Annotated in this window: 7 protein-coding genes; 2 read left to right on the top strand and 5 right to left on the bottom strand. The window is 41.4% G+C overall.

Going from position 1 to position 13,364, the window contains the following annotated elements:
* Positions 1-195: 195 nt before the first annotated feature.
* A protein-coding gene (gene prfB, locus NXX38_RS08915) for a peptide chain release factor 2 (protein WP_143256892.1) occupies positions 196-1,312 on the bottom strand; the annotation gives its coding sequence in 2 pieces (ribosomal slippage) (positions 196-1,248 and positions 1,250-1,312; 1,116 coding nt in all).
* Between the two features lie 99 nt (positions 1,313-1,411).
* Between prfB and NXX38_RS08910 the strand changes: the two genes are divergently transcribed.
* Positions 1,412-4,330 (top strand): pitrilysin family protein, encoded by a 2,919-nt coding sequence (locus NXX38_RS08910; RefSeq protein ID WP_258979269.1) that lies wholly within the window; start codon positions 1,412-1,414, stop codon positions 4,328-4,330.
* 183 nt (positions 4,331-4,513) lie between these two features.
* On the opposite strand, the gene NXX38_RS08905 is transcribed toward NXX38_RS08910, so the two are convergent.
* A complete protein-coding gene (locus NXX38_RS08905) occupies positions 4,514-6,328 on the bottom strand; it encodes a long-chain fatty acid--CoA ligase (protein ID WP_148364084.1) in 1,815 nt (604 codons plus the stop codon).
* Positions 6,329-6,437: 109 nt separating this feature from the next.
* On the opposite strand from NXX38_RS08905, the gene NXX38_RS08900 reads away from it, so the two are divergent.
* A complete protein-coding gene (locus tag NXX38_RS08900; protein WP_195648856.1) occupies positions 6,438-7,505 on the top strand; it encodes a M20 family metallo-hydrolase in 1,068 nt (355 codons plus the stop codon).
* Positions 7,506-7,591: 86 nt separating this feature from the next.
* Here the strand turns inward: NXX38_RS08900 and NXX38_RS08895 are convergent, their stop codons facing one another.
* From NXX38_RS08895 to NXX38_RS08885, 3 genes are all read right to left on the bottom strand, one after another.
* On the bottom strand, positions 7,592-8,788 hold the full coding sequence (locus NXX38_RS08895; protein ID WP_258979268.1) for a TlpA disulfide reductase family protein: 1,197 nt from the start codon (positions 8,786-8,788) through the stop codon (positions 7,592-7,594).
* Positions 8,789-8,872: 84 nt separating this feature from the next.
* A complete protein-coding gene (locus tag NXX38_RS08890) occupies positions 8,873-9,889 on the bottom strand; it encodes a DUF2059 domain-containing protein (protein WP_148364086.1) in 1,017 nt (338 codons plus the stop codon).
* A gap of 203 nt (positions 9,890-10,092) precedes the next feature.
* Entirely contained in the window at positions 10,093-13,029 is a 2,937-nt protein-coding gene (locus tag NXX38_RS08885) for a glutaminase family protein (protein ID WP_258979267.1), read from the bottom strand.
* Positions 13,030-13,364 lie beyond the last annotated feature (335 nt).

Genomic DNA, 13,364 nt, shown 5'->3' with positions numbered 1-13,364 from the left:
TCAGCATAATCAATGCCAAAATAATTAATGAGACGAACACTATTTTGACAACCTTCTGGGCTTGTTCTTCTTCTTTTTACTAATTGCTACTTTTTTCTTCACCTTACCCATAATAGTTAGCTTTAAAGTTCAACGCTAACAAAGTAAGTACAAATCTATTAACTTTCCAAAAATAACTCTTGCTAATTTTATTTTTTATGATTCCTGTGAAGAAAACTCCATCAAATAAGCTTTGATAAAACCATCTATTTTACCATCCATCACGCCGTTCACATCCGAGGTCTGATAGTTGGTACGGTGGTCTTTCACACGACGGTCATCGAATACGTAGCTTCGGATTTGAGAACCCCATTCGATCTTCTTCTTACCGGCTTCCACCTTTGCCTGTTCTGCCATACGGTGCTGCAATTCCTTATCATATAAGATGGAACGTAACTGACGCATTGCATTCTCACGGTTCTTCGGTTGGTCACGGGTTTCGGTATTCTCGATCAGGATTTCTTCTTCCTCACCGGTATAAGGGTCTTTGTACTGATAACGCAAACGGACACCGGACTCCACCTTATTCACATTCTGTCCACCGGCACCACCGCTTCGGAACGTATCCCAAGAGATATTGGCAGGCAAAATATTAACTTCAATACTGTCATCTACCAACGGAGTAACAAACACAGAAGCAAAAGAGGTCATACGTTTACCCTGCGCATTGTAGGGAGAAACACGGACCAAACGGTGCACACCGTTCTCTCCTTTCAAATAACCATAAGCAAAGTCACCTTCGATATTGATGGTACAGGTCTTGATTCCGGCTTCATCCCCTTCCTGAAGGTTGGCAATGGTAGCTTTATAACCATTCGTCTCGGCATAACGCAGATACATACGCATCAGCATAGAAGCCCAGTCCTGACTTTCCGTTCCACCGGCACCTGAATTGATTTTCAGCACACAATCCATCTGGTCGGCTTCATCACGAAGCATATTTTTGAGTTCGAGTGCCTCTACCGCCTCACTGGCTTTTGCGTAAGCAGCATCCACATCTTCCTCAGTCACCAGTTCTTCTTTATAGAAATCAAATGCCAGTTCGAGTTCATCTGCCAGCGTCTTGAGTTCGTTGTAACCCTCAATCCACTTTTGCAGGTCTTTCACCAGTTTCATTTGAGCTTCGGCTCTCTTCTGGTCATCCCAGAATCCCGGAGCTTGTGTTCTTAATTGCTCTTCTTCGACTTGAATTTTCTTCCCGTCGATGTCAAAGATACCTCCTCAGCGCATCAGTGCGCTCTTTCACGTCTTTAAGTTGTTCAATAGTAATCATTTGATTTACAATTTTATTATTTACAAATTTCAGATATCGGGGACAAAGATAAGCAAAATTCTGCTACCTTTGTTTTTGTTATTAAAATGTTGTCATATTATGAACAAACGATTGAAACTTTCTTGCTTGTCACTCTTCCTGGCATTAGTGATTTGCAGCTGTAGCTCACAAAAGAAGTATAGCTACGAAACAGTGCCCGATGACCCGCTAAAGGCCCGCATTTACACACTGGACAACGGACTAAAGGTTTACCTCACCGTAAACAAGGAGACTCCGCGCATACAAACATTTATCGCAGTAAGAGTGGGCGGAAAGAATGACCCGGCAGAAACGACGGGACTTGCTCATTATTTCGAACACCTGATGTTTAAAGGCACTGACAAGTTTGGCACACAAGACTACGCGACCGAAAAGCCTCTGCTGGATGCAATCGAACAACAGTTCGAGATTTATCGTAAGACTACGGATGAAGCGGAACGTAAGGCGATTTACCACACCATCGACAGCCTTTCTTACGAAGCTTCCAAGTATGCTATCCCTAATGAATATGACAAATTAATGGCAGCTATCGGATCTACCGGCAGCAATGCTTATACCTGGTATGACCAGACGGTCTATCAGGAAGACATTCCTTCCAACCAGATAGAAAACTGGGCGAAGATTCAGGCAGATCGTTTTGAAAACAATGTGATTCGTGGTTTCCATACTGAATTGGAAGCTGTATATGAAGAGAAGAACATGTCGCTCACCCGTGACAACAGCAAAGTGCAGGAAGCTATTTTTTCTTCTCTTTTCCCCAACCATCCTTATGGAACACAGACTGTGTTAGGCACGCAGGAAAACCTGAAGAATCCTTCTATCACGAATATCAAGAACTACTATAAACAATGGTATGTGCCTAACAATATGGCAATCTGTATGTCCGGCGATTTAGACCCGGATGCAACGATTGCGTTGATCGACAAATATTTCGGCGGATTGAAACCCAATCCGGAACTTCCGAAACTGAACCTGCCGAAAGAGGCGCCAATCACGCAACCTGTTGTAAAAGAAGTGCTAGGTCCGGATGCCGAAAGCGTTGCATTGGCTTGGAGATTCCCCGGTGTGTCCGACAAGGACTTTGAAATCCTGCAAGTCGTTTCGCAAGTATTATACAATGGAAAGGCAGGACTTATCGACCTTGACCTGAACCAGCAGCAGAAAGTGTTGAATAGCTACGGTTACCCGATGGGACTGGCAGATTACTCTGCATTGCTGTTAGGAGGACTTCCCAAACAAGGACAAACACTGGAAGAGGTAAAAGACTTGCTACTCAGCGAAATCAAGAAGCTCCGTGCCGGAGAGTTCGACGAGAAAATGCTGGAAGCGAACATCAACAACTTCAAGCTCGGTGAACTGCAAAACATGGAAAGCAACGAAGGACGTGCCGATATGTTTGTCAACTCATTTATCAACGGCACAGACTGGAAAAATGAAGTTACTGCCATCGACCGCATGGCCAAACTGACCAAAGAAGACATCGTAGCGTTCGCCAACAAATACCTGAAAGAAGATAATTATGCCGTTATCTACAAAAAGCAAGGAAAAGACCCGAACGAAAAGAAGATGACGAAACCGGAGATTACTCCCATCACAACCAATCGTGATGTAGCCAGTCCGTTCCTTGTGGAGGTACAGGAAAGCGCAGTTAAACCGATTGAACCTGTGTTCCTCGACTATCAAAAGGATATGAGCCAGTTAAAAGCAAAATCGGATATTCCGGTTCTTTACAAGCAGAATGTAGCCAATGACCTGTTCCAATTGATTTATGTCTTTGATATGGGAAACAACCATGACAAAGCTTTGGGAACAGCATTCGATTATCTCGAATATCTGGGTACTTCGGACATGACACCGGAAGAACTGAAAAGTGAATTCTATCGCCTGGCTTGTACTTTCTATGTTTCTCCGGGTAACGAACGCACGTATGTCGTACTTTCCGGACTGAATGAGAACATGCCTGCTGCCGTACAATTATTCGAAAAGCTGCTGGCAGATGCGCAGGTCAATAAGGAAGCCTATACTAATATGACCGGCGATATACTGAAAGCCCGTTCGGATGCCAAACTGAATCAGGGACAGAACTTCTCCCGTTTGATGAGCTTTGCCATGTACGGTCCCAAATCCCCTGCCACCAATCTACTGACGGAAGCGGAACTGACAAATATGAATCCACAGGAACTGGTAGACCGGATTCACAATCAGAACAGCTACAAACACCGTATTTTATACTACGGTCCAAGCAGCAGCAAAAATTTACTGGCTACCATCAACCAATATCATCAGGTTCCGGCAACTCTGAAAGAGATTCCTGCCGGAAACGAGTATTCTTATCTCGAGACTCCCGTCACTAAAGTTCTAATAGCTCCTTATGACGCCAAGCAAATATACATGGCACAGATATCCAATCTCGACAAGAAGCATGATCCGGCTATTGAACCTATCCGCGCATTATATGATGAATACTTCGGAGGGGGCATGAACTCCATCGTCTTCCAGGAAATGCGTGAAACACGTGGATTGGCTTATTCCGCCTGGGCTAGCATAATGCCGCCGAGTTACTTGAAGTATCCCTATGTACTACGTACACAGATTGCCACGCAAAACGACAAAATGATTGATGCCGTCACTACATTTAATGACATCATCAACAATATGCCGGAATCCGAAGCTGCTTTCAAACTGGCTAAAGACGGATTAACCAACCGTCTGCGCACCGAACGTATCATCAAGGGTGACATTATCTGGAGTTATATCAATGCACAGGATTTAGGGCAAAACGTAGACCCGCGCATCAAACTCTACAACGATATACAGCATATGTCGCTAAAAGATATTGTCGATTTCCAAAAGCAATGGGTAAAAGGACGTACGTATGTTTATTGTATTCTGGGAGATAAGAAAGATTTGGAGCTGGATAAATTGAAAGCTGTAGGTCCTATTGAAGAATTGACTCAGGAACAAATCTTCGGATATTAAAAGAAATGATCCGGCCATAAATAATAAAAAGAAGGTGTCAAAGCACCCCTAAATACAAAGTTTACCCCTGTTACAGTTCAATCTGTAACAGGGGTAATACTTTAAAGAGAGCTCCAATACACTCTTTATTGTTTGCGCATTTACGGTTTACCGTTTCATTTTTAACGATAAACCGCCTATCGCTTATTTCTCATTTTCTTCGTACATCTTCTCTATCTGCTCACTATAATTCTTGGCAACTACTGCCCGTTTCAGTTTCAGTGTATTAGTCAACTCTCCACGTTCCATACTGAATGGTTCAGGCAGTAAGGTGAAACGTTTAATTTGTTCATAGTGTGCAAACTGCTGCTGAAGTGTATCGATTCGTGCACGGAACAGTCCTACAATCTTCGGATGCTGCAACAGTTCCGCCATATCCTTGTATTCAATACCCTTTTCTTTGGCATACTCTTTTACGAATCCATATACAGGAACAATCAGAGCCGAGACAAACTTACGCTGATCGGCGATAATGGCAATCTGATCGATATAACGGTCAATGACCAACTTCGTTTCCAAAGCTTGTGGAGCGACGTATTTGCCGTTCGATGTTTTAAACAAGTCTTTAATACGTTCCGTCAGGAAAAGCTGACCATTTTTAAAATAACCGGCATCACCTGTATGGAACCAGCCATCCGGCTCAATAGCGGCAGCTGTGGCTTCCGCTTTTTTGTAATAGCCTTTTGTGATCGTCTTACCCCGAAGCAGGATTTCATTGTCTTCGCCAATCTTCACTTCAAGTCCCGGCAATACGACGCCTACCGAACCGATGTCATAACCAACCGGCAGCGTACAAGATACAGTAGCCGTAGATTCCGTCAGTCCATATCCTACCACCATATTGATTCCTACCGAATGAACGAATTCATTGATTTCATCGGGAACGGCAGCACCGGCAGTCGGGAAAAAGTTACCATTCTCAATACCGATTGTTTTTTTCAGTAGAGAATAGATAGTCTTTTCGTAAAACTTATATTTCAGTTGATTCATCACCGGAGGAGTCTTTCCCTGACGCAGATAATCCAGATTATGGATTCTACCTACCCGGATAGCATCCAGCATCAGTGCTTTCTTCAACCCTGTTGTTTCGTTTATTTTTTCCTGTACCCCTGCATACACCTTCTCCCAAAAACGGGGAACACTGCACATCAGTGTCGGGCGAATTTCCTTAATGGTTGTCTGTATATCTGCCGGACGGAGATTGATACAAATCTGCACTCCTTTATGGATACAGAGATAACACCATGCTTTCTCAAACACGTGTGTTAATGGAAGAAAGTTCATCGATACATCCTTATCCGACATCGTCGTCAGACGGTCATCGTGTGTATGAAACTGTTCCAGATAGCAGGAATGGTGAAGCATAACTCCTTTCGGTTCCCCCGTTGTGCCGGAAGTATAGAGGATATTTGCCAGGTCATCATAAGAAGCCCGCTCCGTACGTTCTTCCACCGTATCATTATGAGGCAATCCCTCTCCCATCGCCATAAATTCATCAAAATAGATAGATGAAACGTCACGAGGGTCTTTTACCACCGAACGGTCAAAAATGATCAGTTGTTGTAAAGAAGAACAGAAACCAAAGATGCTGAAAGCGGCATCATACTGATATTGCTCACCGACAAAAAGAAAACGAATCTGCGCATCATTGATGATATATTGCGCCTGCGCAGGTGAACTGGTTGCATAAAACGGAATGGTAACCACCCGGTTGGCAAATGCACCAAAGTCTACATAGAACCATTCGGGTTTATTCTGTGAAAATATACCGATATTCTCTTGTTCTTCCACTCCCAATGCCACGAAAGCATTAGCTGCTTGCCGTACTGTTCCGGAGAACTGCTTCCATGAAATAGGAATCCATTGAGCTGTCTCATAGTCGCGGTATTTTAAGGCTACCTTGTCGCCATATTTTTCGGCCTGACGATGGACCAGGACAGATAAATGATGATAAGTCATACTCTTTGTATTAGTAAATATGGCACAAAGGTATTAGTTTTATTTGAAACTATTGCTCAAAACGACTATCTTTGTGCAAAGATTAAGATATAGATAAAAGATTTGCACTATGAAATATGATATTCCGTATATGTCGACAGAGGCTGTAAGCCTACTTAAATCGCTGATTAGTATCCCTTCAATCAGCCGGGAAGAAACCCAGGCTGCGGATTTCCTGCAAAATTATATTGAAATGGCAGGTATGCAGACCGGACGTAAAGGAAATAATGTGTGGTGCTTTAGCCCTATGTTTGATTTGAAGAAGCCTACTATTTTACTTAACTCGCACATAGACACAGTGAAACCTGTTAATGGTTGGCGGAAAGATCCGTTCACTCCACGTGAAGAGAACGGTAAATTATATGGGTTAGGAAGTAACGACGCCGGTGCCAGTGTTGTTTCTCTATTACAGGTGTTCCTGCAACTATGTCGTACTTCACAAAAATACAATCTGATTTATCTTGCTTCCTGTGAAGAAGAAGTTTCTGGAAAAGACGGAATTGAGAGCGTATTATCGGGACTTCCTCCTGTTTCATTTGCCATAGTGGGCGAACCGACGGAGATGCAACCTGCCATTGCCGAAAAGGGATTAATGGTATTGGATGTTACTGCCACAGGTAAGGCGGGACACGCCGCACGCAACGAAGGAGACAATGCTATTTACAAGGTATTGGACGACATTGCCTGGTTCCGCGATTATCGTTTCGAGAAAGAATCACCGTTATTGGGACCTGTGAAGATGAGTGTCACTGTCATCAATGCCGGCACACAACACAATGTCGTTCCCGACAAATGTACGTTCGTTGTCGATGTTCGAAGCAACGAGCTTTACTCGAATGAAGAACTGTTTGCGGAAATCAAGAAACATATTTCCTGCGAAGCTCAAGCCCGTTCATTCCGCCTCAACTCTTCACGAATCGACGAGAAACATCCGTTTGTCCAAAAAGCTGTGAAGCAGGGACGTGTGCCTTTCGGTTCTCCAACCTTGTCCGATCAGGCATTAATGTCCTTTCCATCGGTTAAAATAGGTCCAGGACGCTCGTCACGTTCACACACGGCAGAGGAATATATTATGCTGAAAGAGATAGAAGAGGCTATCGGGCTGTATTTAGAACTATTGGATGGGCTTCTTATTTAATAAAAATCATTGGTGAATTGATAGTTGAAAGCTATTAGTATGATAACAACTATCAATTCACCCATCCAATAAAAACAAAGCAATGATTATTCAAACAACTTCGATAAAGCTTCCTCCAGCTTTTCCCCCCTTAAATTTCTGTCTATAACAATCCCCGTAGGATCTACAAGAAAAGTTCTGGGTATAGCATAAATGCCGTATACGTCACCAGCATCCACATCCAATAATTGTGTCCAGTTCATTCCAAGTTCTTCAATAGCCGCCCTCCAAGGTTTCAGTTTCCGATCTGTAGATATGCTAATCACCTCAAATCCCTTAGAAGCATATTTTTCATAGGCAGCTTTCACATTAGGCATTTCATGCCGACAAGGTCCGCACCATGAAGCCCAGAAGTCAATCAAGACATATTTTCCCTTACCTACATAATCAGACAAGAGCTTCATGTTGCCAGTATTGTCTTTCACTTTAGCATCCGGGAAACGTTCCCCAATCTTTATCTTAGCGTCCATCTCCTTCCGTTTCTTTTGTTCTTCACGCTGCTCTGGAGTCATTTTCTTTTCAACTTCCGCCTTCATACGCAACTGTGCCTGGTTCTTCTTTTCCACAATGTTTCTCACTAGATTATTTTGTGAGAACATAGGCGAAGCTTCTTTCATCAAAATCTCCATGTCCTCGAAAGGCATCATCATACCTCCAATGGAGAAAAGGTATATACCCACTATACTATTCTTATAATCCCTTATACAATGCGATACAGAATCCATTTGTGCAAGAAATTTCTTCTCTATCTTATCATATTTTGCTCTAAATGCAGTATCATTCACCATCTTATCAGCAAATTCCTCAGGCTTCATTCCAGTCATTAACTTATAAATATCCTCTGATGTTTTTACCATATTATCCATTATAAGCTGCATACGATTTAAAGCTATATTCAATGAATCATTTAAGGGTGTTCCCCCTCTCTCGTTCGTAGTAGTATTCACAGATATTTTTCCTTTTTCGAGAATCAACGGATAGGTTTCTCCATCCATATCCTTGATGATTGCAATATCCGGCATCTGATATACACCGGAAAAAGAGAACTTACCTTTTTCCACTGTTGTACTGTCCAAAACAACTTCTTTAGCATTCTTTTCATCTCCCTCTCCCATCAAGCATAAATACAACAATTGATTATTCAATTCCTCATTAGCAATACCTTTGATTGAGTATTTCTCTTGGGCAGAAGAAAATATAGCAATGGCACAAAACGTGCATAGAATCATAATTCGATTTCTCATATAGAATAAATTTATATCAAAAACAGTAAACGCTCATGTTCATATACCTACTATTATCATTTCAAATTCTGATCATCATTTAAACTAATAATAGATCTTCTTATTTTTCTTACCGAAAGCAACCTGATAATCTTTCACCTTTATATTAAAATATGATTTAGACCTTCCATCGTCATTAGAAGGCAACTGTTCTTTATCCTTTTCATGCGGCAACTCAAGAATATCTATTTCTTTCACACTCTTCTTCAGTTTCGGGAATAGAAGGCTGATATAAATATATTTATGATTAAATCCTTTGACAGCCAACAGCCTACCCATCGGAGCTCCACCATCATATCCTCGTACATTATATTCATCGCCACTTTTCTTATCAACAATCTTAAATCCCGGACTATAATACAACCATTGCCAATCCCAATAAATAGGTTGTATGAATGTCACCTTAGTATCATTCTTTCTCCTTTCAATCGAATATAAAGAAGGACTTGTAGACCTCCCATTCTCATACGCTTTCTCATACACTTCTTCAGGAACTACAACTATACTATCACTAGGAAGCATATAAGCTTGTGCATATAACTCTTTATCACGCTTCTTCTTTTGCTCATATTCCTTCAGCCGTTGTTCATCTCTTTTTACTCGTTCACTTCTCTCCGGCATTACTTCTTTGAACATCTCTGTCTGGAGTTGCTGCACTAACAACGGCATTGCCTCACGCATAACAATCAACGAAGCCTCTTTATATTTTTCACCTACCGGAGATTCATAAAATGCAGCAACAGCTTTCAATTCTTCCAATGTTAAATGCTTCTCATAAATAGGCATATACATTTCAAATATCTTCTTTTCCATCTTCTGTTTCCAATTTTTAGCAAACTCATTCCAATAAGCCTCATTTTCTTTCGGCACATTTAATTTCATTATAGAAGATAATTTCTGGAAAAAGTCATCCGTAGTGGTCGAAGTACCAGAAAAGTCCATAATCTTCTTCAATGTTTCTTTGTACTCAGTCGCATTTGTTTTTTGTGCAGAAGCAGGTAAAATTAAAGTAAACAGCGCAATTATACACATCATTACTTTGGGAAGGAAAATGTTTTTCATAATTATCTAATTTTATTTATGGGATTTATATTGATTCCATGTTTCATCCCGCATTTCTTACAAATATACACATTAAACCAACATCATTCAATAGTATATTACAATCCATAAGGTTACCATTCACGCTCTCTGTAAGGTACAGACAAACAGAACATCCCCTATTCATCTATAATTATAACATTCAGACACCTATTTTATCAGGATTACTTTGAACAATTCATTTCATCTTTTGAAACGATATTATTATCTTTTACATCTAAAACCGCCTCTAATAATTTTATGAAATAGGCACCCGTTACCGGTCTTCCCCACGATGTGACTCTTGTTTTCTGATTCACCACATTATAAGTGTCTGCCATTGGTACACGCCATTTGTTTTCATTCATATAATTATAAAGCGGAAGAATAAACTCACGAAACATAAGCCGGTCATTTTGCAATGCAGCCGCCCATACAGTCCAATCAGCTTTCGCATAATCAGTTTTACTATGCAACGGACAACCGTAAGTATTCGATTTAGTCCTATAAAAAACAGTCTCCAATTCTACGACTCTATCCGGAAAAACATGAAGGTCAAGGAGTTTATCCCAAATCAAGTTATATTTTTGCCCCCAGCTATCCATCTGGTCAAAAGCCAAACGATAATGATCCCCATCAGAAGCCTGCTTCTCCCATTCTTCGGCCATTCTTTTTGCTGCTGCCAAATATTTTTCAGCATCTTCCTGTTTATCTAGCATTTTTGCCAGAAGAGCATACGATGCAATACCTAAAATTCCTTTGGCAGACAAATTAGCATTATGAGAATAGCGGCCGGCAAAGCTATCGGTATCAATCTGTTTACCGGTATCAACCCCGTTCTCCACCAAATACCCCGCCCATTTGGAGAGAGTCTCCCAATGAACCTTTGCGTATGATGCATCTTTTTCCGCTTTAGCCATAGCAGCCACCATAATCAGCATATTTCCGGCATGTTCAACCGGTAAATCTCCCCCTTTCGCTTGTCCGTTTACAAACGGATAACCGCCCAAATCATGAGCCGGGAAAGGCTTATTCCATTTACCACTCTCACTATAATAAAAGAAAGGATTCAACATTGCTTTCAGCAGATCGGGATTATAACAAAGAAATAGCGGTGAAGCAGCATAATAAATATCCAGTGAACCCACCAACGTAGTAAAATAGAGCAACTCATCACTCGAATCCTTAGACATCTGGAAAGACGAAACGGCCTGACGATATGCCGAAGCACATAGTTCTGCGTACTCTTTACCACCGACACGGCAAGCATTTTCCATCAATTGCCTGTCAAAAGCATAACACCTTGCCATTGTTTCTTTATATACTTTTTCCGCGTCTTCATATAATCCTTCTATCGTTCTATCTCCGTCCTTATTCCAATAAGGTCGTAGGTCCTCACCGAAATAAGCCATTGTATACAATCCATCGAAAGCCGCAATCAGATGTTGGGGAAACTCACTATTCATTTCCAGCTTCTGTGCTATTGCCGCATAACGTTTTTCATTCGACCGACGCATTTCTTTCAAATCACCTTCTTTCATAAAGTGTGCCCGCATCTCTGCCGCGTCCCCTTGTGCATAAGTAGCATTCTCTTTCGCCCCTAAATAGAAATACCCCCAGGCCGGAGCATCTTTCAGCTTATCTACCCATAACTTCTGATTCTCCCGACCGGTCTTCATCATCACCCAACCGTCTTTTTCATACATTTCCGTAGACTGCCCGGCACGAAAGGCTTTATGAGGATCCATTTCAAAATAAATAGCGACATCATGCTCCTTACCGTCCAAGGCTTTAGCCTGATAAGAAATATAATTGACCGGACGACTTAACAGTTCCAAATCATCCAATAAATAAGGAGCCGTAAACGTCAGTTTCAATTCCACATCTCCACAATCAAAAATATAATGTGTTTGGGTAGCCTGCACATCCACTGATTTTTGCCCGGCTTCTTTCAGCTCACCATACAACCCAAAATCTGCAAAGGAAGTACCTCCCCAATTCACACAACGGGCAGCAAACAAGGCTTTTCCATCTTTCATTGTTTCCAAGATAGAATCCGGAATCTGCACTTTCACATCGTTGCGTGCCTTCGTTCCTGTACGAACAAGCTCCTTTCCATTAATAAGCAGCTGCATACCGTCATTATACGAATAACGCACAAAAAGTTGTCTATTTTTCACTAAAGAAGGATCGAATGAGACTTCCCTTCTAATCCATAGCCTATTGGTATTCCAGGGAGTACCAACACTCGGTCCGCCTTCCGTGCCAAAAGCAGCGCTTCCTTGTGCCCATGCGCTATCATTGAAAGCAGCCATTTCCCAACCCTCTTCCGGTTGTTCTGTTGTATATTTCCCAATCCATTCCTTCTCATTAGAAACAGGAGCTATGCCTTCTACCAATATTCCCGGCTCCTCTGCAAATAAGCCGAAATCAATCAATGCACTACCTTTTTTATTCTCACAATGAGCTGCAATAAGGGCTTTCCCTTCCTTCATTGTATTCAAGATAGAATCCGGCAACTCGACTTTTAAATTTGCCGCTGCGCGGTCCGCACTTACGACTAGTTTTCCGTTAATATATAATTGAACTATATCATCATACGAATAACGCAAATATATTTTCTTGTTCTCAAGCAAATATGGATCAATATCCACGATTTCCCTCCGCACCCATATATCAGTTGAAAGCCACTGCGTTCTCGTTTCACGTCTGTCGCGTGTACCGAATGCACCTTCATTTACCTGCCAATATTGATCATTAAAATCCGGTTGCTCCCAGCCTTCATCCGGTCTAAGAGAGGTGTACTTTCCTTCCCAGCTTTCATAATCGTATGCCATTGTTGCAATGGCTTGCATAGGTAGTTCACGTCTACCCATAAAGCGATACATCGTTCCGTCCACCCGCAGGAAACCGACAAAAGGAAGATTTTTCCCATTAGTAAAAATCATATTCTTCTCTGTCAGCTGATCTGTTGTCGACCATAAACGCAGATGCGGGTGGAGCATTAATAGCGGATAAGCAGGTACACGCAGGTCATTTTTAATGGTTTCGTCAGAATAAGGAACACTTTTTGAACAGGCTGCCAACAGGATAGCTAACGAATAAAGGATATACTTTCTCATAATTGTTTTTTGTTACAAATAATATATTGTCAGGCACTTAGTCCTAACTAACTTTCAATTTACAGTTTTGCAGTTAATAATGACTGCTATGGATACAGAGAGATACATATCTGCTCAATTCTTCTCATTCTTGATAGAAAATATCTCGACATATAGTAACTAAAGCACCTTAAACGAACCATAAGGAGAACTATTATAACCAAACAGAGCCTATGTTGGAATCACAAAATAAGCTAAGGTAAGAAGCGTTATAGATATAACATATCCTATCCTTTCTATTTTACTATGCCGAAATAAATAATTAAATACAAACAAAGCAATTACCCAACCAAACA

It is taken from the genome of Bacteroides sp. BFG-637, assembly GCF_024793605.1.
Taxonomy (GTDB): domain Bacteria; phylum Bacteroidota; class Bacteroidia; order Bacteroidales; family Bacteroidaceae; genus Bacteroides; species Bacteroides vicugnae.
This window is presented reverse-complemented; position numbering and strand designations above follow the sequence as displayed.